Below are 19,941 nucleotides of genomic sequence, written 5' to 3' on the forward strand. Positions count from 1 at the left end.
CGGCTGCATATCCAACATTGATGCAAGCTGACACTCCGCTTTCGCGAGCAGGCTCGCTCCCACAGGGGTTGTGTGTAACTGAAATTATTTTTGTTGTTCGATCACAGCCACCTGCCCCACAAACGGCGCCTTGGCCCACACCACCTTGCCGCCCACCAGCGTCAGCAACACCTGATTGCGCCCCAGTTCGTCCTCGGGAACCTGCATGAAGTTTTTATCCAGGACGATCAGGTCGGCGAACTTGCCCACTTCGATGGAACCGACCACCTGCTCCAGCCTGAGTTGCTCGGCGGCGTTGAGGGTAATGGTGCGCAGCACCTCGGCACGGGACAGCGCCGGGTCGGCGTTGAGCCTGCCGGCATAGTTGGGGCCATAGCTGTGCGGGTTCTGCGGGTCGCCCGAGCGGGTGACACCGATCTTCAGCGCGAGGAACTCGTCGAGCGGGTCCACCGGCCAGTCGCTGCCATAGGCCACCCGCCCCCCGGCGCGGGCGATGCTGCCGGACGGTTCCATGCGCGCGAACCGCACGGCACCGAGGTGATCGCTGGTGCCGTCGATCGTGGACGGCGCCTGCTGCGCCCACTGGAAGGACATGTTGGCAGTCACATCAAGCGCCTTGAATCGTCCGTAGTCGGCAGGGTCCACCGACTCGGCATGGGTAATGGTCGGGCGGAAGCCGTTGCCGGGTAATTGCTGGCGCACGTATTCGATGCCATTGAGCGAGTCACGCACTGCCCGGTCGCCAGTGGCGTGCAGGTGTGGATCGAAACCGGCCTGCACAGCTTTGAGTAGCAGCGGATTGAGTACCTGCGGCGGGAAATACAGCTCGCCACGGTTTTTGCCGGGCGTCCATTTCGGCGCCTTTTCGGTGCCGGCATTGTGCAGGTAGGGCGTCAACATCGCCCCGGTATCGGCCGGTGCGTTGATGATCCCGTCCATGAACAGTTTGACGTGACGCATGCTCACCCCCGGCGCGACCTTGGCCTCGCCCTGATCGTAGGTGGCGGCCATTGCCTTGGCTTCGGCGATGGTTTTCTCCGGGTCGGCGGTCGCGGCGGCCGGATCGAGCTTGATCGCCAGCAAGGCCCGGGCGGTCAGTTCGCCGGACTGCTGCAACGTGGTGAACGCCTTGCCATTCTCCGGCCCCGACAAGGCATCGAAGAAACTGGTGATGCCTTGCTGGCGCATGGCGTCGAGCGCGGCGCGACTCTGGACCAGCTTTTCGGCATCGGTGGCGGGCGGTACCACGGCCGCCATGGCATCGGCTGCACCGTCCTCGCAGATACCGGTCGGGTTACCGGCACTATCGCGTACGTATTTGCCATCGCCGGGGTTGACCGTGCGCTTGTCGATGCCCGCCACCGCGAGGCCACGGGAGTTGACCAGTACGGTATGGAAGTCGGTGGAGCGCACCTGAATCGGACGCCGGGTCTTCAGCGCGTCGAGGGTCGATTTGTCGGGGTCACCGTCGAGTCCGTCCATGCCCATGCGATCCCAGCTGCCGACTTCGAGCCAGACATCCGGCCCCTTGTCCTTGTCGGCATCCAGGCAAGCCTGGATGGTTTCCTGGAACACCTTGCGGGTCATGGTCTGGTATTTCAGGTCGCACAACGTCATGGCGCGACCACCATCCCCGGGATGCATGTGCGCATCGATGAAGCCGGGCATCAACATGCGTCCCGCCAGATCGATCAACTGTGTCTGTGCGCCAATGTACGAAGCAACCCCCTCATCGCTGCCGACATAGACGATCTTGCCACCCGTGACCGCCACCGCCTGCTGCACCGAATTCTTGCCGTCGACGGTGTAGACGTAGCCATTGCGCATGACCATGTCGGCACTGGTCGAACCCGGACGCTGGCATCCCACCAGCGCCACGCAGGAAACGGCCGTTGCACCGGCAACGGCGATAAATAGCCTGGAAAATTTCAAATGCCCCACCTCTTTTTTATTGTTTTGCAAGGACTCGACCAGACGGCCGCGCATGCCCTTGATGTGCAGGGCATACCCTATAGAGCGCGGCGGCTGGACGGACCTCTGCAAATGAGGAGGGGTCAGGCAATTTGTTGAACCGCGGGACTCAATCGCGGCGTGGCGTTGGCGCCAGTGCAGGTGTTGAACGCAGGATCGAACCCAGTTCCACCTTGCTCTTCACGCCCAGTTGCAGGTAGCAATTGCGCAGATAGGTGCGCACCGTTGCCGGGCTGAGGACGAGGATTCGGGCAATTTCCTTGTAGGAGTGACCGGCGGCAAACAGCATGGCGACAGTCCGTTCGCGAGGCGCCAACACGACCCCGCGGGGCTGGGTTTCCAGCGACAGGATGACGTGCTCGGCATTTGGGGTCAGGGTCAGTGCCGAACGTCCCAGGCGCATGACACAGGGCGCATTGGGCAACTGCGCGATGACTTCGGCAGGCAGCGTCGAGCCGTTCCAGCCGGGCAATTCGCGCTGAATGACGGCGCACAAGCCGGCGCCCACATAGAGCAGACCACCGTCCAGCCGCGCGACCGCGAAGTCGGTGGCGCCGTTGCCGGTGTCGACACGGATCATGTCCTGCACCTGAAATCGCCACAGCTGCAACAGGTGGTCGCAGAAGGCCGCAAACAAACCGGCCTCGCTGTCGTTGAATGCCGGTGCTTCGCTGCCCCGGTAAAGGCAAACGAAAAACATCAAGCCGCTTTCCGGCAGCTCGAAGGTGATGCACATCGGGTGGTAGAGGTCATGCCTTCGGGCGAAGGCGTCCACGTCGGCATGGGGGTCGGTGAAACCGCTGTCGCGTATGACCTCACCGGGGCGGCTCAAGGTGTCATGGGAGAATTTGTCGCTACCGGCACTCTTTTGCCATTCGGCGGCAAAGGAGTCGGCCAGGTCGATGCGCCCGTGCATCCAGCTTTGCGGCGGTGCGCTGGCGTCCGAAACGGACATCTCCCCCCACCAGGCCGAGGCGAAGGGTACGAGTTGACGGAAGGCTTGCAGGCCGTCGGCGATGAACTCGGCGGCACCCCGCTCCCGTGCGAGGCGCCCCAACTCCAATACGCAGCGGTTGAACGCCTGCAACGTGGTCATCGATGTATCGATGCTGTCCTGATGTGCCTCCTCCATCGTGCGGGTCCTGTTGGCTGCGTGGTCTGGGGGCTGGACCATGCCACAGCCCCCTTAATGGCGTCCACGCCTCCTGTAGGAGCGAGCTTGCTCGCGATGGATGTTAACGAAAACCCGTGCTGCCTGAATGAACGCGTTGTTCAGACTTTTTTCGCGAGCAGGCTCGCTCCTACAGTAGATCGCGTAAGCAACAAGGCTTCGATTTCCTCGGCCACCAGGCTTTCGATGCGGCTCATGTTGCGATCGCGGATGCCTTGCTCGCGGAGCATGGTCACGGTGCGGAACAGATACTGCGCCGCTGACCCCCAGTGCCCCGCCGCGCGGGCCAGGACCTGGGCGACCTTGTCCATCGGCAACTTGCCGGCATAGGCCTTGCCGTCCCGCGCGGCGATAAAGGCTAAGGCACGCAGTGGCCCGGACGCGGTTTTCACCGTGATCCAGCGTGCCACGTTGGTCGGCGGGTTGGCGTCGATCTCCCGGGCCAGCAAAAGAGCGATCTGTTTGAAGTGATCCTGCGCGGGCAGCCGGTAGGCAAGACCCTGGCAGCTTCCGCCCCGATCGAGGGCCAGCATCAGTGCTGGCAACTCGCGGGTGCCGCGCCAGCGGGTCAGGGTCAGGCAGAACGAACGATGCCAGCCATAAGCGATGGCACTGCGGCGTTCCTCGAATTCAAACTCCGGGTTCCAGATCAGCGAGCCGTAGGCAAATACCCAAAGATCTTTCGGGGTGTATTCCCGCAAGAGAATATCCACCATCGCATCAAATTCTTGCGGGGTATGTTCGGCGGTACCGGGTTCCGGCCCCGGGTCGGGCTCGAAGCGTTCGACATGGGCGACCAGCTCCGCCGTCAGGTTTCGTCGGGTCGATTGCCGGGGTTTGCCTGCGCCCATATCCGCCTCTCAATATGGATCCAACGACGGTCGATCAAGCTCAAAGACTAGCACTGCATGTCGAATTGTCCTGTGCCAGGCGCCGAGCGTCAGTGCACCGCTCATCTTCATGGCTGGCTCACACGCTATATAGTTTTGTATATTGCGCAGCTCAATTTGCCAAGACATGCCCATGAGCCGTATTCGCCAACACAACCAACAGCTGATCCTGGAGGCCGCCAGCGCAGAGTTCGCCGCCAAGGGGTTCGATGCCACCCAGACCCGCGACATCGCAGCGCGTGCAGGGGTACCGAAGGCAAATCTGTATTACTACTTCCAGAGCAAAGAGAACCTCTACGCCAAAGTGCTGCTCGGTTTCGTCGAACCGTTGCTGGAAGCTTCGGCGGTGCTGCGTGAGAGCGATGATCCGCTGGTGGGGTTGCCTGCCTATATCGCGGCGCGCATCCGCATCGCCCGTGAACATCCGCACGTAGCCAGGGTGTTCAGTGGTGAGTTGCTGCTGGGGGCCAGGTATTTACCCGAGGAATGTCGCGAACTGCTGTACGCCGAAGCCCGGCGCAACGTCGAATGCCTGCGCAGCTGGATCGAACGGGGATTGCTGGCGCCGGTCGACCCGGAACATCTGATGCTGTTTATCTGGTCGGCAACGCGCACCTACACCAATCTTGGCTGGCAGATGGCGCACATCACCGGGCGGGAGACGCCGCAGGATGTGGATTATCAGGAGGCCACGGCAACCATTACCCGGTTGGTGCTGGGGGGTGTGATGCCGGAGGTTGTGCGGGCGCAAAGGGTTTTGATGTTTGCGACTTGAGATAGACAAGCACCCACACAATCCATGTAGGAGCGAGCCTGCTCGCGATGGTCTTCAACGATAACGCTGGGAACCTGATACCCCGTGGTGCTCTCAGGTCCATCGCGAGCAGGCTCGCTCCCACAGGGCTCCCACAGGGATTGCGGTGGTGTCAGAAATGGATGTCTTTTGCCGGGACTACATCAATCCGCGCCACCGAACCACTGAGGTCCGCCCAATCCCTGTTGTGTTCGGCAATGATGTCTTCGGCAGTCGTGTTGCCGTTGTCGACGGTGGAGTGCGCGTCGGCGGCCAGCACCACGTCGTAGCCCAACTGGTGCGCCTGACGCAGGGTGGCATTCACGCAGTAATCGGTTTGCAGGCCACAAATGACCAAGCGTTCGAAGTCCTGCACGGGCACCAGGTGCTGCAGGTTTGTCTGGTAGAACGAATCGCCGGTGGTTTTACGCACGCGATGATCGTTAGGTGAGGTTTGCAGCCCTTCGGCCAGTTGCCAGCCCGGGGCACCGTGTTTCAACAGATCACCCTCTTCTTCGTGCTGGATCAGCACCACCGCAACCCCCGCCTCTCGCGCCCTGGCACTGAGGCCGTTGATGGTGTCGATGACGCGTTTGATCTCATGGCACTCGTACTCGCCGGTGCACAGGGCTTGTTGAACGTCGATGATTAACAGCGCACTGGTCATGGTGCCTTCCTTGATGAGTTGAAAAACCAGGGGACGAACATAAGTCCGTCCCCTTTCAAACACAACCGTCAGTAACCCAGCGACAACCCGGTTTTACGCCGTGGGTCGTTGGCCCCGTAGAAGCGGTTCTTGCCCACCGGTTTGCCATCCAGCGACGGCGCCCCGACGATGATCGCCGCCAGGTGGTTGGCATCCTGGGGACCTGCAAACTTGTGCCCCCAGCTTTCCAGCATCTTCACCGTGTCCGGGCTGGTGGTGAAGTTTTCCAGGTTGGTTTCTTCCGGCAGCCATTGCTGGTGGAAACGTGGCGCATCGACCGCTTCCTGGATGTTCATGCCGTAGTCGATGACGTTAAGCATGGTCAGCAAGGTCGCGGTGATGATGCGGCTGCCGCCGGGGGTACCGACGACCATTACCACCTTGCCGTCCTTGGTAACGATGGTCGGGCTCATGGACGACAGCGGTGCCTTGCCGGGGGCGATGGCGTTGGCCTCGCCCTGCACCAGGCCGTACATGTTCGGCACACCGATTTTCGAGGTGAAGTCATCCATCTCATCGTTGAGGATGACCCCGGTCTTGCTGGCCATGACCCCGGCACCGAACCAGTCGTTGAGGGTGTAGGTCACCGATACCGCGTTGCCCCATTTGTCGACGATGGAGTAATGGGTGGTGTTGCTGCCTTCATGGGGTGCTACACCGGGCTTGAGCTCCTTGGAATTGCCGGCCTTTTGCGGCTGGATGGCTTCGCGCAGCTTGGTCGCGTAGTTTTTGTCGAGCAGGTGGGCGATCGGGTTTTTCACGAAATCCGGGTCGCCGAGGTAGCTGTTGCGGTCGACATAGGCGTGACGCATCGCTTCGATCTGGTAGTGCATGCCCTGGGCCGAGTGATAGCCCAGGTCCTTCATCGGATAGCCTTCGAGGATGTTCATGATCTGGCAGATCACCACGCCACCGGAACTCGGTGGCGGTGCCGAGACCACGTGATAGCCACGGTAGTCGCATTCGATCGGCGCCAGTTCGCGGGTCTTGTATTTGTCGAGGTCGGCCTGGGTGATGATGCCCTTGTTGGCCTGGCTGGAGGTGACGATGGCGTCGGCCACCCAGCCTTTATAGAAGCCGTCGGCACCCTTCTCGGAGACTTCCCGCAGGGTCTTGGCCAGGTCCTTCTGTACCAGTTTCTGCCCGACCTGCATCGGCTCGCCGCTGCTCAGGAAGATCGAGCCGGAATCCTTCATGTCCTTCTTGAACATGTCGGTGCCTTCATGCAGCAAGTCGACATCCCCCTGGTCCAGCTCAAAACCGTCTTCGGCGAGCTTGATAGCCGGGGCGATCACTTCCTTGCGCGGTTTGGTGCCGTACTTCGACAGCGCGAGTTCCATGCCGGAAACGGTGCCGGGCACACCGACGGCCAGGTGGCCACGGGTGCTCAATTCCGGAACGACATTGCCCTCCTTGTCGAGGTACATGTTGGCGGTGGCGGCAAGGGGCGCTTTTTCACGGAAATCGAGGAAAGTCTTGCGCCCGTCCGCGAGCTGAATGGTCATGAAACCACCGCCACCGAGGTTACCGGCCGCGGGATAAACCACCGCCAGCGCGTACCCCACCGCGACGGCGGCATCCACGGCGTTGCCGCCGTTTTTGAGCACATCCACGCCCACATGACTGGCCAGATGCTGGGCAGTGACCACCATGCCGTTTTCCCCCCGCGACCGGGGCCACGGAGGCCGCTTGAGCAGTCAGACAGCCGAGCGACAAGGCAGTCGCAATCAGCGATTTGGCAAAAGGTTCGTACTTCATGAGTCGGTCTCTTTTTGTTTTAAGGCTCTGTACAAAAACAGAGGGAACGCTTCAGGAGCAGTAGGCAAGTATGGACAAGATTGCGTATTGCGCCTCCCCGGCGAGACAGTATCCTTAACACCCGTTCAACAATTCGGTGCGGCCCCAAGGTATGACTTACACCTTTATCACCCTGGCCTCCCCGGTCGGTGAATTGAAGCTGGTGGCGAACGGCTCGCGACTGGCAGCCATCCTCTGGGAAAACGACAAGCCCGGCCGGGTGCGCCTCGGTCCGATGAACGAAGCGCCGGACAACCCGATCCTGATGCAGGCCGCCAGGCAGCTGCGCGAATACTTCGCCGGCACACGCCAGCGTTTCGAACTGGAGCTGGATTTTTCCGGGACGGATTTTCAAAAGAAGGTCTGGGCAGCGTTGCTGACGATTCCGTTCGGCGAAACCCGCAGCTACAGCCAGATCGCCGAACAGATCGGCAACCCGAGTGCAGTGCGGGCCGTAGGGGCGGCGAATGGCAGGAACCCGATTTCGATTATTGCGCCGTGTCATCGGGTGATTGGCGCGTCGGGCAAACTGACCGGGTTTGCCGGGGGGCTGGAGGCCAAGGAACGGTTGCTGACGCTGGAAGGCGGACATGGGCCTGGCACAGCACGCCTGCCAGGCTTCTGACCCTGTAGGAGCTGGCCTGCCAGCGAAGGGGCCTTTGGCCTTTGGCCTTTGGACTCTGGGCTCGACTCTAGGCTGCCTTCGCTGGCAAGCCAGCGCCTACAAGGATCAAGGCGCGGTGAAGATGTTTTTCATCGCCGCATACTGCAACAGCATGATGGTTTTCGCGTCGCAGATGTCCCCGCGATAAAACGCCTCGAGCGCTTCATCGAATGACCATTCCAGCACCTCCAGTTCCTCGGTTTCCTCTTCCAGTCCACCGCCATCGCTGACTTTTGATGCCGCATCGTATTCAGCGATAAAGAAGTGCAGTTTCTCCGTCACCGAGCCAGGGCTCATGTAGGCCTCGAACACCTTTTGCACATGATGCACGCGGTACCCGGTCTCTTCTTCAGCCTCGGCACGGATGCGCTCTTCGGGCGCGGCACCTTCAAGCAACCCCGCCGCGACTTCAATCAGCAAACCGTCATGACCGTTGACGAACACCGGCAAGCGAAATTGCCGGGTCAGCACCACGGTCTTCTTTTCGCGGTTGTACAGGAGAATCGCCGCACCATTGCCGCGGTCGTAGACTTCCCGGGTCTGACGCTGCCATTCGCCGTTGTTGCGTTGGTAATCGAAGGTAATTTTCTTCAACAGATACCAGTCGTGGGACAACACCTGGGACTCAAGGATGTTGACCCGTTCGGCTGTGTTCAACATGAAAACGCATCCTGTTTTTTTCAGTGAATCGACATCTTAGGTCAAAACGCCCGACTTCTGCGCCTTCACGCCAGCTGCGCCTTGTATTCCTTCTCGTACTGGTTGGCCAGCGTCTCTTTCTGTTTGTCATCGAGCAGCTTGCCGGCCATTTGGAAGAACTTCTGCTCTTCCTCCTTGAGGTGGTGGTGGACCTTCTCCGACAGTTTCTTCGCCGTTGCCAGCCAGGCGGGGCTGGACATCTCGGTCTCGTCCAGTTCCTCCATCATTTCGTCCATTTCGTGATGCTCGGCGATCCCATGGCGGCTCAGATCGACGCCGTTGTCGAACTTCATCAACGGGATGTAGAAGTGTCGCTCTTCGGCGGTTTCATGGGCCTGCAGTTCGGACTTGAGTTGTTTGTACGCCTCGACGCGCTCAGGGGTGTCCCCGCTGGTCTTGATCAGCGCCTTGGCATAGGTACGCTGGCGCTCGTGGCTTTCGCGCAGGGCTTCGAAAATATTCACGGAGAGAGTCCTCGGGGACAGCGTCCTGGAATGACGCTTCTTGAGGCTAGACATTGGCGCCGGGGCGACGGTTCCATGGCGGTGATGGAACAATCCCGGCGACCACGATAGGCTGCGGTTTCACTGCCATAAGGATATAGCCATGACACTGCGGATAGAGTTCTCGCCAAACCCCACGGAAGAAGAGCGCCAGGCGATCCTGCTGCCCTTGCGTGCCTACAACGCCTCGAAGGCCGACGGCGCCATACCCGAGCACATTGCCCTGCTGGTACGCGACGATAACGATGAGATCCTCGGCGGTCTCTACGCCCGGCTGTTTTACCAGTGGCTGTTCATCGACCTGCTGTCGGTTCCGGAGCAGGCGCGGGGACAGGGCATGGGTACGAAGCTGATGCAGATGGCCGAAGACCTGGCGCGGGAGAAAAAATGCATCGGGCTGTGGCTCGACACCTTCGAATTCCAGGCACCGGAGTTCTACAGGAAATGCGGCTACAGCGAGATCGGGCACATCGCCGACTACCCGCCGGGGCACAAGCACTTCTTTTTCCAGAAGCGCCTGATTAACAACACTTAAATGAACTGTGGGAGCGAGCCTGCTCGCGAAAGCGGACTATCAACCAACATTGATGTCGACTGACCCGACGCATTCGCGAGCAGGCTCGCTCCCACAGGGGTAAAGCATCAAGCCTCTAGATCACAGGCAAGTCGCCAACGCCGCCAGCCGGCGCTTGGCGACGAAGTCGTCGTGCTGCGCGTAATAGCTCAATACGGTGCCCGAGGCATTGGTGGTCACGTCCACGAATGACTCCGCCGAACGGGTGTACACGGTCGTTCCGCCCTTCTCGCCAGGCTGCAGATAGCCGCTGGCATCGACCCCGAACACCGCTTCGTCCTGCCAGGAAAACTGTACGCACTGGGCCACGTCTTTTTCCGGCTTGTCCGAATTGAGGGTCTTGTACGGGGGTTTGCTGCGGGCATCGCTCATCACCGAGCCTGCGCACCCGGCCAGCAACGTGACGGCCAGCGCCACCATCAAAATTCGCATTGCAGTCGCTCATCAGGAAAAAGCGGACTTTATCACTGCGGCAGCGCGTATCGTTCTGCTTTACTTCATTTATACCGCGACACCGCGCAACGATTCGCGCACCCTGTCGCGCCAATACGCCGCTTCACCTTTCTTTCTGGAAACCTGATGACACCCAACGCCGAGTTCTACAAACCGACCACTGAGTATGCCGACAAGCTGATCAGCCAGATCGGACAGACGCCTTCCTGGATCGCCAAGCGAATCGGTGTCACCGACAAGCGGATCCGCTACATCCTCGACGGCGAACGTACCGTCAAAGGCGAAACCACGCCGATCCAGATGACCTATACGGAACAGTTTGCCCTCGAATGTCTGGCAGCAGCGGCCAAGGCCAACAAGAAGCAGTCTGCGTAATCCATCTCAAGGAGCGACCATGGCGGCATCCGAGCTGCAACACGAACAGGCACTGAAGAAGTTTCTCGATGCACGCCCCGAGCTATGCGTCGAGCTCGACAACCTCAACCCGCTGCTCGCCCAGGCCAAGGGCGAAACACTTGAGCAGTTTCGTGACGAGCGCTTGCACGAAGCCTTCGAAGCCGAAGCCGAGCGCCTGGGGCTGTTTGCCTGGGAACTGACGTTGAAGCTGACGGCTGCCACAGAAGAGGACTATCAGGCCCAGCGCCTGGAAGTGCACAAGGAAGTGGCCGAGATGGCGGGGATGGATTGGCTGGAGTATTGCGAGTTGTATGGGTTGGAGGAGTAACACTGCCATTTCTTTTGCGCCTGTTCGGGCCTCATCGCGGGCAAGCCCGCTCCCACAGGTTTTGTGGGCGAAGCTAAAATTTCCGGCATTTCACAAGTCCCTGTGGGAGCGGGCTTGCCCGCGATGAGGCCCGCACAGACAACATCGATTTAGCCGCCCCGCCGATAAAGCTTTATCATGGCCGCAGTTTCACTGATCGAGTCCGTCATGAAGTTCGCCATTGCCGTGTTTTCCGCCGCCCATGCGCCCTCCTCGCGCCGCGCCCTGCTGTTCGCCCAGGCCGCGCTGGCCGGCGGGCATGAGATCGTCCGGCTGTTTTTCTATCAGGATGGCGTTTACAACGCGTCCAGCAGCGTGGTCACGCCCCAGGACGAGCTGGATTTGCCCAGACAATGGCGTGCCTTCGTCAGCGAGCACCAACTGGATGGCGTGGTGTGCATCGCCGCTGCGCTGCGTCGTGGCGTGCTGAACGAGGAAGAAGCCCGCCGATATCAGCGTGAGGCTGTCGCCGTTGGCTCGCCGTGGGAACTCTCCGGCCTCGGTCAGTTGCATGACGCGGTGCAGGACGCCGACCGCCTGATCTGTTTCGGAGGCGCTTGAGATGGCTAAATCCATGTTGATCATCAGCCGTCAGGCGCCGTGGTCCGGGCCGGGCGCTCGGGAAGCACTGGACATCGTACTGGCCGGTGGTGCGTTCGATCTGCCGATCGGCCTGCTGTTTCTCGATGACGGTGTGTTCCAGCTCGCGCCCCGACAGGACGCCAAGGCCCTGCAACAGAAAGACTTGAGCGCCAACTTGCAGGCCCTGCCGATGTTTGGCGTCGAAGAACTGTTTGTCTGTGCCGACAGTGTGGCGCAACGTGGCCTGGACCCCGGCGCTCTGGCGCTGGAAGAAGCCTGGGTGCTGGCCGCCGACGAAATCACCGCACTCATTGACCGTTACGACCAGGTGATCACCCTCTGATGTCGACTTTGCATGTGTTGTCTCATTCCCCTTTCGGCGACGACCGTCTGAGCAGTTGCCTGCGACTGATCGGCGCCAACGATGCGCTGCTGCTGTCCGGTGACGCGGCCTACGCCTTGCAGCCGGGCACCGCGCCTTTCTCGGCGCTCTACGCACGCGGCCTGAAACTCTACGTCCTGGCCGAAGACGCCCGGGCCCGCGCCATTGCGATTCCAGACTGGGCCGACGCCATCGATTATCCGGCCTTCGTCGAGCTGTCGATCCACCACGACAAGGTCAACAGTTGGCTATGAATTCCCTGACGGTCGGCGCGCGCGCCATCGAGTTGGACAAGGACGGTTTTCTGGTCGAGCTGAGTGACTGGTCCACCGACGTCGCCAGCGCCCTGGCGGCGGCCGAAGACATCGAGCTGACCCCTGCACACTGGGAAATCCTCGAACTGCTGCGCAGTTTTTATTCAGAGTTCCAGTTGTCACCGGCCACCCGCCCGCTGATCAAATACACCGCGTTGAAGCTCGGCCCTGACAAAGGCAACAGCCTGCACCTGAACCGACTGTTCAAAGGCACCCCTGCCAAACTCGCCGCGAAACTGGCGGGCCTGCCCAAACCGACGAATTGCTTATGACCGATTACCCAGCGCTGACCCTCGAAACGCCCGCCGAACACCCCTTCGCCCAATTCGTGAGAATCCTCGGCAAGGGCAAACGCGGCGCCCGCGACCTGACCCGGGAAGAAGCCCGCCAAGCCATGGGCATGGTGCTCGATGACAAGGTCGAGGACACCCAACTCGGCGCGTTCCTGATGCTGTTGCGGCACAAGGAAGAAAGCGCCGAGGAAATGGCCGGCTTCACCGAGGCCCTGCGCGAGCGCTTGCAGGCACCGGCCTTGAATGTCGACCTGGACTGGCCGACCTACGCCGGCAAGAAGCGTCATCTGCCGTGGTATCTGCTGGCAGCCAAGTGCCTGGCGCAGAACGGTGTGCGGATTTTCATGCATGGGGGCGGCGCACACACGGCCGGTCGGCTGTACAGCGAGCAATTGCTGGATGCGCTGCAGATTCCGCTGTGTCGTCACTGGCAGCAAGTCGGTGCGGCGCTGGATAACGGCGGCCTGGCCTTCATGCCGTTGATGGACTGGGCGCCCCAGTTGCAACGGATGATCGACCTGCGTAATACCCTGGGCCTGCGCTCGCCCATCCACTCCCTGGCGCGGATTCTCAACCCACTGGGCGCCCGCTGTGGCCTGCAAAGCATTTTCCACCCCGGCTATCAGGCGGTGCACCGCGATGCCAGCGGCCTGCTCGGCGACACCGCCATCGTGGTCAAGGGCGATGGCGGCGAGATCGAAATCAACCCGGATACCGACAGCCATCTGTATGGCACCACCGGCGGCGAAAGCTGGGACGAGGAATGGCCGCAGTTGTCGGCGCAACGTCACGTCAAACCGGCCGCGCTCGACCCCGAACATCTGAAAGCCGTATGGCGTGGCGATGTAATCGACAGTTATCCGCAAATGGCCCTGATTTCGACCATGGCCCTGGCCTTGCGCGGTCTCGGCCAGACCCGCGAGCAAGCTTTCGAAACTGCCCAACGCTACTGGGATGCACGAGACAAATCGATTTAATCGATAATACCCCTGCAACCTTTGCGCTTTTTTATCGAACTCAAGGGAATAGACTCTTCTCCAACGCTTACGGGTTGAGGAGTCTTGGACATGGGTTTGTTAGTTGAAGGTCGCTGGCAGGACAAGTGGTACGAAAGCAGCAAGGACGGCGCGTTCCAGCGTGAGCAGGCGCAGCGCCGCAACTGGGTCACCCCTGACGGCCAGCCCGGCCCGAGCGGTGTCGGCGGCTTCGCTGCCGAGGCCGGTCGCTATCACCTGTATGTCTCCCTCGCCTGTCCCTGGGCCCATCGCACGCTGATCCTGCGCAAACTCAAGGGCCTGGAAAGCCTGATCGACGTGTCGGTGGTCAGCTATCTGATGCTGGAGAACGGTTGGACTTTCGACAAGTCCCACGGCTCCACCGGCGACAAACTCGATCATTTCGATTTCATGCACCAACGCTACACCGCTGATGCCGCCGACTACACCGGCCGCGTCACCGTGCCGGTGCTCTGGGACAAGCAGCAGAAACACATCGTCAACAATGAATCGGCGGAAATCATCCGCATGTTCAACAGCGCCTTCGATGACTTGACCGGCAACGATCTGGATTTCTATCCAGCGCCATTGCGCAGCGAGATCGATGCGCTGAACGAGCGGATCTACCCAGCGGTGAACAACGGCGTGTACCGCGCCGGGTTTGCCACGTCGCAGAAGGCTTATGAAGAAGCGTTCGATGAGTTGTTTGTCGAACTGGACCGACTGGAGAAACTGTTGGGCGCGAACCGTTATTTGACGGGCGAATACCTGACTGAAGCGGACATCCGCCTGTTCACCACGCTGATTCGCTTTGACGCGGTGTATTACGGCCACTTCAAATGCAATCTGAAGCGGATTGCCGATTATCCGAACCTGTCGAACTGGCTACGGGAGCTGTATCAGTGGCCGGGTATCGCCGAGACGGTGGACTTTACCCACATCAAGCATCACTACTACGGCAGTCACAAGACCATCAACCCGACCGGGATCGTGCCGAAAGGGCCGGCGCAGGATTTCACCGCGGCCCATGATCGGGCGCGGTTGAGCGGGAAAGGGGTTTGGCGCAAGGCCTGAGATTTGTGTGGGTTTTGAGGGCCCCATCGCGGGCAAGCCCGCTCCCACAGGGTGCTATGTGATGCCAAAAATCGCGGCATAAACACATATCCTGTGGGAGCGGGCTTGCCCGCGATGGGCCGGGGTCGCGCTCGACCGACGCGGTCTTTAAAGCTGCCCCTGAGCCCCTTCAAACCACGCCAGTTTCTCGCGCAGTTGCACCACTTCACCCACGATCACCAGCGTCGGCGCATGCACTTCATGCTCCGCCACCAGCTGTGGCAGGTCGGCCAGCGTGCCGGTAAACACCCGCTGATTGACCGTGGTGCCCTGCTGGATCAACGCTGCCGGGGTATCTTTGCTGCGGCCGTGTTTGATCAACTGTTCGCAGATGATCGGCAAGCCCACCAGCCCCATGTAGAACACCAGGGTTTGCGCCGGCGCGACCAGATCGGCCCACGGCAGATCGGTGGAACCATCCTTGAGGTGACCGGTGACAAAGCGCACCGACTGCGCATAATCGCGGTGGGTCAGCGGAATCCCGGCATAGGCCGCGCAACCGCTGGCTGCCGTGATACCCGGCACCACCTGGAACGGGATGCCATGGGCCGCCAGTTCCTCGATCTCTTCCCCGCCACGGCCGAAGATGAACGGATCGCCGCCCTTCAACCGAACGACGCGTTTGCCCTGTTTGGCCAGATCCACCAACTGCTGGTTGATCTGATCCTGGGGCACGGCGTGATCGGCACGGCGCTTGCCGACGTAAACCCGCTCGGCGTCGCGACGGCACAATTCGAGAATGGCCGGCGCCACCAGGCGGTCATAGAGCACCACATCGGCTTGCTGCATCAGGCGCAAGGCGCGGAAAGTCAGGAGGTCCGGATCACCGGGACCGGCGCCCACCAGATACACCTCACCGGTCGCCACCGGTGCCTCGCCATCGACTTTTGCCTGCAACAGGCGCTCGGCTTCGGCGCCCTGCCCGGCCAGTTGCCGGTCGGCAATCGGACCCTGGAACACGTCTTCCCAGAACGCACGACGTTGCTGCACGTCCGGGAACAGGTTTTTCACCTGGTGACGAAAACGTGCCGCCAGGCCGGCCAGTTGACCGTAGGTGGAGGGAATCCAGGTTTCGATCTTGGCGCGGATCAAGCGCGCCAGCACCGGCGCATCGCCGCCACTGGACACGGCAATGATCAACGGCGAGCGGTCGACGATCGCCGGGAAAATCACGCTGCACAGCGCTGGCGCATCGACCACGTTGACCGGCACGCAACGCCGATGGGCATCGGCGGACACTTGCGCGTTCAGCGATTCGTCATCGGTGGCGGCGATGATCAGCCCGCAACCGTCCAGATCCGCTTCGACGTAGCCACGCAACAGGCACTCGCCACTGCTGGCGGCCACCAGTTCGCGCAATTGCTGTTCGATTTCAGGTGCAACCACCCGCAGCAGCGCACCGGCGTCGGCCAGCAGGCGGGATTTGCGCAAGGCAATCTCCCCCCCACCGACGACCAACACACGACTGCCGCGCAGGTTATGGAACAGCGGCAGATATTTCATTTAGCCGATGACCTCGAGGCCACCCATGTACGGCTTCAGGACTTCTGGCACGCGGATCGAACCGTCGGCCTGCTGGTAGTTTTCCAGCACGGCGACCAGGGTACGACCAACTGCCAGGCCGGAACCGTTCAGGGTGTGCACCAGCTCAGGCTTACCGGTTTCCGGGTTGCGGAAACGTGCCTGCATACGACGGGCCTGGAAGTCGCCGCAATTGGAGCACGACGAGATCTCGCGGTATTTTTCCTGGCTCGGAATCCACACTTCCAGGTCGTAGGTCTTGACCGCACTGAAGCCCATGTCGCCGGTGCACAGGGCAATGGTGCGATAAGGCAGTTCCAGCAGTTGCAGGACTTTCTCGGCGTTGGCGGCCAGGCCTTCAAGCGCCTCCATCGAGGTCGATGGTTCAACGATCTGCACCATCTCGACCTTGTCGAACTGGTGTTGGCGAATCATGCCGCGGGTATCGCGGCCCGACGCTCCGGCTTCACTGCGGAAGCACGGCGTGTGGGCAACGAACTTGATCGGCAGCAATTTCGAATCGACGATCTCGCCGGCGACGATGTTAGTCAGCGATACCTCGGCAGTCGGGATCAGGTACAGATCGGCTTCGCCTTCGCGAGCGATCTTGAACAGGTCTTCCTCGAACTTGGGCAACTGACCGGTGCCTTGCAGTGCCGGAGCCTGGACCAGGTAAGGCGTGTAGGCCTCTTCGTAGCCGTGCTCGGTAACGTGCAGGTTGATCATGAACTGCGCCAGGGCGCGATGCAGACGGGCAATCGGGCCGCGCAGCAGCGAAAAACGGGCGCCGGACAGCTTGGCGGCGGTTTCAAAATCCAGCCAGCCGAACTTCTCGCCCAGGGCAACGTGGTCCTGGACCGGGAAATCGAATGCAGTCGGGGTGCCCCAACGGCGCACTTCGACGTTGTCGTCTTCGTCCTTACCGACCGGCACCGATTCGTGTGGCAGGTTCGGGATACCCAGCAGGATCGAATCCAGTTCGGTCTGGATCGCATCCAGTTCGACTTTACCGGCAGCCAGTTCGCCGGCCATGCGCTCGACATCCGCCATCAGCGGTGCAATGTCTTCGCCGCGCTGCTTGGCCTGACCAATGGATTTGGAACGCGCATTACGTTCAGCCTGCAGTGCTTCGGTGCGGGTCTGGACGGTCTTGCGCTGTTCTTCCAGCGCTTCGATGCGCGCGACATCCAGGGCAAAGCCACGGGATGCCAGGCGGTCCGCTACGTCCTGAAGGTTGCTACGTAACAGTTTGGAATCGAGCATGTCGGTCTCTCGTTTATCAAAGTTTGGTCAAGGATAGGCCAGCCCAGGTGGCAAGCAACCCGCCGAATACGCTGATGGCCAGATAACCGAAGGCTATCGGCGCCTGCCCGCTTTCCAGCAGGCGCAGCGTATCCAGTGAAAAAGATGAAAAGGTCGTCAGACCCCCTACAAAACCCACGATCAGGCCGGCACGAATTTCGATCGGCACTTCCGGACGTGTCAGAAACAGCCCGTACAGCACGCCGATGATCAGACAGCCCACCAGATTGACCGCCAGGGTCGCGGTATAAAAATGCCGGGGCCAATTGGCGTTGACCCAATTGCCGGTGGCGAAACGCAGTAATGTACCAGCGATGCCGGCCACGGACACCGCAAGAATCGTTTGAATCACTATTTTCTCCGCTGCCGGGGACTTAATCGGTCAAGTTGCGCCAGATGATTGAGCTTTTCGCCGATCTTCAGCTCCAGGCCTCGGGGCACCGGCTGATAGAAAGGTTGCGGTTCAAGTTCTTCGGGGAAGTAGTCTTCGCCGGCGGCGTAGGCCTCCGGCTCATCGTGGGCATACCGGTATTCGTCGCCGTAACCCAACTGCTTCATCAGTTTGGTCGGCGCATTGCGCAGGTGCAGCGGCACCTCCAGCGAACCGTGCTCGGTGGCACTGCGCATGGCGGCCTTGAAGCCCATGTACACCGCATTGCTTTTCGGTGCGCAGGCCAGATAAGTAATGGCCTGCGCCACTGCCAGTTCGCCTTCGGGGCTGCCGAGGCGCTCCTGCACTTCCCAGGCCGCCAGGCACAGGCTCAACGCACGCGGATCGGCGTTGCCGATGTCTTCGCTGGCCATGCGCACCACGCGCCGGGCCAGGTACAGCGGATCGCAACCGCCGTCAATCATGCGCGCGAACCAGTACAACGCGCCGTCGGGGTTGGAGCCGCGCACCGATTTATGCAACGCCGAAATCTGGTCGTAGAAGGCTTCGCCGCCCTTGTCGAAACGACGGCGGGTATCGCCGAGCAGGCTTTGCAGCAGCTCGATGCCGATTTCGCTGTTGTCTTCGGCCAGGTCCGAGGCGTTTTCCAGCAGATTGAGCAGACGCCGGCCATCGCCATCGGCGGCCGACAGCAACATCTGGAAGCCTTCATCGCTGAGGGTCAGGTTACGCTTGCCCAAGCCGCGCTCTTCGGTCAGGGCGCGGTGCACGAGTTTGCGCAACGCCGCTTCGTCGAGGCTTTTCAGCACGTAGACCCGGGCACGGGACAACAAGGCATTGTTGAGTTCGAAGGACGGGTTTTCCGTGGTCGCGCCAATGAAAATCAGCGTGCCGTCCTCGACATACGGCAGGAACGCATCCTGCTGGGATTTGTTGAAACGGTGCACTTCGTCGACGAACAGAATCGTGCGCCGGCCGTACTGCGCGGCCTGCTGCTTGGCGATTTCCACCGCCTGACGGATCTCCTTGACCCCCGCCAGCACCGCCGACACCGTTTCGAAGTGCGCATCGGACACTTCCGCCAGCAGCCGCGCCAGCGTGGTCTTGCCCACCCCCGGCGGCCCCCAGAAAATCATCGAATGCAGGGCACCCTGCTCCAGGGCTTCGCGCAAAGGCTTGCCGCGAGCGAGCACGTGCTCCTGACCGACGTACTCATCCAGGTTGGCCGCACGCAAGCGGGCGGCCAGGGGTTGAGCGATCGGGGTGCTGCGAAACAGGTCCATCACACTTATGAAACCTCACTGGGTCCTTATACCGACCAGATCCCTGTGGGAGCGAGCCTGCTCGCGAAGACTCTGGCACATTCAACATTACTGTGTCTGATGTACCGCTTTCGCGAGCAGGCTCGCTCCCACAGGTAATGTGTACCTGCTCTTTATTCCTGGATAACGTCGGCACCCTTGGGGATGTCGAACTTGAATTTGGACGCCGGGATCGGCTCGTTGGCCTTCACACCAGTGAACAGGATATTGGTGCGCTGACCAACGCTGTCGATCAATTGCATATCATTGACCAGGCCGTTGCGGAACGACAGGCGCAGGCTGTCGAACAGGGTGTCCTTGGTTTTCGGCTTCAGGGTGAAGTCGATCACGCCGCCGGCTTCCTTGGCGCTGATATCGAAGCTCTGGTTGATCTTGGAGACATCACCGGACAACAACAAGGCCGGGGTCTGGGTCAGGCGTACATCCAGCTTCTTGATGGTCGCTTGCTCCAGATCCGGGTCCCACAGGGTGACCTTGTTGCCATCGGATACCACCAACTGCTCCTGTGGCGCGTCGGTGTGCCAGTAGAACAGGCCCGGACGCTGCAGAGACATCTGGCCAGCGGTTTCCTGCAATTGGGTGCCGGAGCCGTCAAGGGTCAGCTGGGAGAACCGCGCGGTCAGGGTCTGGGATTTTTCCAGCAGTTGGGTCAGACGCGCCACGTCCTTGTCATCGGCGTGGGCCGAGAGCGTGGTCAAAGCCAGTACCGGCAGCAACAGCATGCGGATAAGACGCATGGGAG

23 protein-coding genes and 1 pseudogene are annotated in these 19,941 nt (G+C 60.9%); 11 read left to right on the plus strand and 13 right to left on the minus strand.

What is annotated here, in order from left to right; translation table 11 throughout:
- Positions 1–84: 84 nt before the first annotated feature.
- From LAB08_RS19490 to LAB08_RS19500, 3 genes are all read right to left on the minus strand, one after another.
- Positions 85–1,932, minus strand: coding sequence for an amidohydrolase (locus LAB08_RS19490; protein WP_096515293.1), 1,848 nt, complete (start codon positions 1,930–1,932; stop codon positions 85–87).
- Between the two features lie 148 nt (positions 1,933–2,080).
- Positions 2,081–3,103, minus strand: a complete 1,023-nt coding sequence (locus LAB08_RS19495; RefSeq protein ID WP_096510159.1) for a helix-turn-helix transcriptional regulator — start codon at positions 3,101–3,103, stop codon at positions 2,081–2,083.
- Positions 3,104–3,243: 140 nt separating this feature from the next.
- Positions 3,244–3,993, minus strand: a complete 750-nt coding sequence (locus LAB08_RS19500; protein WP_096510158.1) for a gamma-glutamylcyclotransferase — start codon at positions 3,991–3,993, stop codon at positions 3,244–3,246.
- 172 nt (positions 3,994–4,165) lie between these two features.
- Between LAB08_RS19500 and LAB08_RS19505 the strand changes: the two genes are divergently transcribed.
- Entirely contained in the window at positions 4,166–4,807 is a 642-nt protein-coding gene (locus LAB08_RS19505) for a TetR/AcrR family transcriptional regulator (protein WP_096510157.1), read from the plus strand.
- Between the two features lie 151 nt (positions 4,808–4,958).
- Here LAB08_RS19505 and LAB08_RS19510 read toward each other — a convergent pair whose 3' ends face one another.
- Entirely contained in the window at positions 4,959–5,492 is a 534-nt protein-coding gene (locus tag LAB08_RS19510) for a cysteine hydrolase family protein (RefSeq protein WP_096510156.1), read from the minus strand.
- A 68-nt stretch (positions 5,493–5,560) separates the two neighbouring features.
- A pseudogene (gene ggt / locus LAB08_RS19515) lies at positions 5,561–7,289 on the minus strand (gamma-glutamyltransferase).
- A gap of 151 nt (positions 7,290–7,440) precedes the next feature.
- Here ggt and LAB08_RS19520 point away from each other — a divergent pair.
- On the plus strand, positions 7,441–7,953 hold the full coding sequence (locus tag LAB08_RS19520; RefSeq protein ID WP_096510154.1) for a methylated-DNA--[protein]-cysteine S-methyltransferase: 513 nt from the start codon (positions 7,441–7,443) through the stop codon (positions 7,951–7,953).
- Between the two features lie 105 nt (positions 7,954–8,058).
- Here LAB08_RS19520 and LAB08_RS19525 read toward each other — a convergent pair whose 3' ends face one another.
- Together LAB08_RS19525 and LAB08_RS19530 are read right to left on the minus strand one after the other, a co-directional pair.
- The gene (locus LAB08_RS19525; RefSeq protein WP_096510153.1) at positions 8,059–8,652 is read right to left on the minus strand and encodes an NUDIX domain-containing protein; all 594 of its coding nucleotides are present in this window, start codon (positions 8,650–8,652) and stop codon (positions 8,059–8,061) included.
- A 65-nt stretch (positions 8,653–8,717) separates the two neighbouring features.
- Positions 8,718–9,155, minus strand: a complete 438-nt coding sequence (locus LAB08_RS19530) for a hemerythrin domain-containing protein (protein ID WP_096510152.1) — start codon at positions 9,153–9,155, stop codon at positions 8,718–8,720.
- Positions 9,156–9,297: 142 nt separating this feature from the next.
- On the opposite strand from LAB08_RS19530, the gene LAB08_RS19535 reads away from it, so the two are divergent.
- Positions 9,298–9,729 carry a GNAT family N-acetyltransferase gene (locus tag LAB08_RS19535; RefSeq protein WP_096510151.1) on the plus strand — a complete coding sequence of 144 codons (432 nt, stop codon included), beginning with the start codon at positions 9,298–9,300 and terminating at the stop codon, positions 9,727–9,729.
- A 120-nt stretch (positions 9,730–9,849) separates the two neighbouring features.
- Here the strand turns inward: LAB08_RS19535 and LAB08_RS19540 are convergent, their stop codons facing one another.
- Positions 9,850–10,200, minus strand: a complete 351-nt coding sequence (locus tag LAB08_RS19540; RefSeq protein WP_096510150.1) for a hypothetical protein — start codon at positions 10,198–10,200, stop codon at positions 9,850–9,852.
- 147 nt (positions 10,201–10,347) lie between these two features.
- Between LAB08_RS19540 and LAB08_RS19545 the strand changes: the two genes are divergently transcribed.
- From LAB08_RS19545 to LAB08_RS19580, 8 genes are all read left to right on the plus strand, one after another.
- Positions 10,348–10,596 (plus strand): hypothetical protein, encoded by a 249-nt coding sequence (locus tag LAB08_RS19545; protein ID WP_096510149.1) that lies wholly within the window; start codon positions 10,348–10,350, stop codon positions 10,594–10,596.
- A 19-nt stretch (positions 10,597–10,615) separates the two neighbouring features.
- Complete coding sequence (locus LAB08_RS19550; protein ID WP_096510148.1) at positions 10,616–10,945, plus strand: DUF6388 family protein; 330 nt, start codon at positions 10,616–10,618, stop codon at positions 10,943–10,945.
- A gap of 207 nt (positions 10,946–11,152) precedes the next feature.
- A complete protein-coding gene (tusD, locus tag LAB08_RS19555) occupies positions 11,153–11,545 on the plus strand; it encodes a sulfurtransferase complex subunit TusD (protein ID WP_096515289.1) in 393 nt (130 codons plus the stop codon).
- Between the two features lies 1 nt (position 11,546).
- Positions 11,547–11,909, plus strand: coding sequence for a sulfurtransferase complex subunit TusC (gene tusC, locus LAB08_RS19560; protein WP_096510147.1), 363 nt, complete (start codon positions 11,547–11,549; stop codon positions 11,907–11,909).
- Positions 11,909–12,202 (plus strand): sulfurtransferase complex subunit TusB, encoded by a 294-nt coding sequence (gene tusB, locus LAB08_RS19565; protein WP_096510146.1) that lies wholly within the window; start codon positions 11,909–11,911, stop codon positions 12,200–12,202. Before tusC ends, tusB begins: the two co-directional genes overlap by 1 nt.
- Complete coding sequence (locus LAB08_RS19570; protein ID WP_096510145.1) at positions 12,199–12,534, plus strand: TusE/DsrC/DsvC family sulfur relay protein; 336 nt, start codon at positions 12,199–12,201, stop codon at positions 12,532–12,534. Before tusB ends, LAB08_RS19570 begins: the two co-directional genes overlap by 4 nt.
- Positions 12,531–13,532 carry a glycosyl transferase family protein gene (locus LAB08_RS19575; protein ID WP_096510144.1) on the plus strand — a complete coding sequence of 334 codons (1,002 nt, stop codon included), beginning with the start codon at positions 12,531–12,533 and terminating at the stop codon, positions 13,530–13,532. The genes LAB08_RS19570 and LAB08_RS19575 overlap by 4 nt, the downstream gene beginning before the upstream one ends.
- Before the next feature lie 90 nt (positions 13,533–13,622).
- Positions 13,623–14,624 (plus strand): glutathione S-transferase family protein, encoded by a 1,002-nt coding sequence (locus tag LAB08_RS19580; RefSeq protein WP_096510143.1) that lies wholly within the window; start codon positions 13,623–13,625, stop codon positions 14,622–14,624.
- 147 nt (positions 14,625–14,771) lie between these two features.
- Here the strand turns inward: LAB08_RS19580 and cysG are convergent, their stop codons facing one another.
- The 5 genes from cysG to lolA form a co-directional block, all read right to left on the minus strand.
- Positions 14,772–16,166 (minus strand): siroheme synthase CysG, encoded by a 1,395-nt coding sequence (cysG, locus tag LAB08_RS19585; RefSeq protein WP_096510142.1) that lies wholly within the window; start codon positions 16,164–16,166, stop codon positions 14,772–14,774.
- Positions 16,167–17,447, minus strand: a complete 1,281-nt coding sequence (serS, locus tag LAB08_RS19590; protein WP_096510141.1) for a serine--tRNA ligase — start codon at positions 17,445–17,447, stop codon at positions 16,167–16,169. It lies immediately after the preceding gene.
- A 16-nt stretch (positions 17,448–17,463) separates the two neighbouring features.
- On the minus strand, positions 17,464–17,838 hold the full coding sequence (gene crcB, locus LAB08_RS19595; protein ID WP_096510140.1) for a fluoride efflux transporter CrcB: 375 nt from the start codon (positions 17,836–17,838) through the stop codon (positions 17,464–17,466).
- Positions 17,838–19,160: a replication-associated recombination protein A gene (locus LAB08_RS19600; protein ID WP_096510139.1), complete on the minus strand. Its 1,323-nt coding sequence runs from the start codon at positions 19,158–19,160 to the stop codon at positions 17,838–17,840. Before LAB08_RS19600 ends, crcB begins: the two co-directional genes overlap by 1 nt.
- Before the next feature lie 152 nt (positions 19,161–19,312).
- Positions 19,313–19,936, minus strand: coding sequence for an outer membrane lipoprotein periplasmic chaperone LolA (gene lolA, locus LAB08_RS19605; RefSeq protein ID WP_096510138.1), 624 nt, complete (start codon positions 19,934–19,936; stop codon positions 19,313–19,315).
- Positions 19,937–19,941 lie beyond the last annotated feature (5 nt).

It is taken from the genome of Pseudomonas izuensis, assembly GCF_002356535.2.
GTDB lineage: Bacteria > Pseudomonadota > Gammaproteobacteria > Pseudomonadales > Pseudomonadaceae > Aquipseudomonas > Aquipseudomonas izuensis.

Coding starts and splice junctions, on each gene's coding strand:
- LAB08_RS19545 (WP_096510149.1), top strand. CDS start 10,348: ATGACACCCAACGCCGAGTTCTACAAACCGACCACTGAGTATGCCGAC.
- tusD (WP_096515289.1), top strand. CDS start 11,153: ATGAAGTTCGCCATTGCCGTGTTTTCCGCCGCCCATGCGCCCTCCTCG.
- cysG (WP_096510142.1), bottom strand. CDS start 16,166: ATGAAATATCTGCCGCTGTTCCATAACCTGCGCGGCAGTCGTGTGTTG.
- LAB08_RS19580 (WP_096510143.1), top strand. CDS start 13,623: ATGGGTTTGTTAGTTGAAGGTCGCTGGCAGGACAAGTGGTACGAAAGC.
- LAB08_RS19520 (WP_096510154.1), top strand. CDS start 7,441: ATGACTTACACCTTTATCACCCTGGCCTCCCCGGTCGGTGAATTGAAG.
- LAB08_RS19535 (WP_096510151.1), top strand. CDS start 9,298: ATGACACTGCGGATAGAGTTCTCGCCAAACCCCACGGAAGAAGAGCGC.
- LAB08_RS19510 (WP_096510156.1), bottom strand. CDS start 5,492: ATGACCAGTGCGCTGTTAATCATCGACGTTCAACAAGCCCTGTGCACC.
- LAB08_RS19500 (WP_096510158.1), bottom strand. CDS start 3,993: ATGGGCGCAGGCAAACCCCGGCAATCGACCCGACGAAACCTGACGGCG.
- tusC (WP_096510147.1), top strand. CDS start 11,547: ATGGCTAAATCCATGTTGATCATCAGCCGTCAGGCGCCGTGGTCCGGG.
- tusB (WP_096510146.1), top strand. CDS start 11,909: ATGTCGACTTTGCATGTGTTGTCTCATTCCCCTTTCGGCGACGACCGT.
- serS (WP_096510141.1), bottom strand. CDS start 17,447: ATGCTCGATTCCAAACTGTTACGTAGCAACCTTCAGGACGTAGCGGAC.
- LAB08_RS19525 (WP_096510153.1), bottom strand. CDS start 8,652: ATGTTGAACACAGCCGAACGGGTCAACATCCTTGAGTCCCAGGTGTTG.
- LAB08_RS19575 (WP_096510144.1), top strand. CDS start 12,531: ATGACCGATTACCCAGCGCTGACCCTCGAAACGCCCGCCGAACACCCC.
- LAB08_RS19540 (WP_096510150.1), bottom strand. CDS start 10,200: ATGCGAATTTTGATGGTGGCGCTGGCCGTCACGTTGCTGGCCGGGTGC.
- lolA (WP_096510138.1), bottom strand. CDS start 19,936: ATGCGTCTTATCCGCATGCTGTTGCTGCCGGTACTGGCTTTGACCACG.
- LAB08_RS19550 (WP_096510148.1), top strand. CDS start 10,616: ATGGCGGCATCCGAGCTGCAACACGAACAGGCACTGAAGAAGTTTCTC.
- LAB08_RS19495 (WP_096510159.1), bottom strand. CDS start 3,103: ATGGAGGAGGCACATCAGGACAGCATCGATACATCGATGACCACGTTG.
- LAB08_RS19505 (WP_096510157.1), top strand. CDS start 4,166: ATGAGCCGTATTCGCCAACACAACCAACAGCTGATCCTGGAGGCCGCC.
- LAB08_RS19600 (WP_096510139.1), bottom strand. CDS start 19,160: ATGGACCTGTTTCGCAGCACCCCGATCGCTCAACCCCTGGCCGCCCGC.
- LAB08_RS19570 (WP_096510145.1), top strand. CDS start 12,199: ATGAATTCCCTGACGGTCGGCGCGCGCGCCATCGAGTTGGACAAGGAC.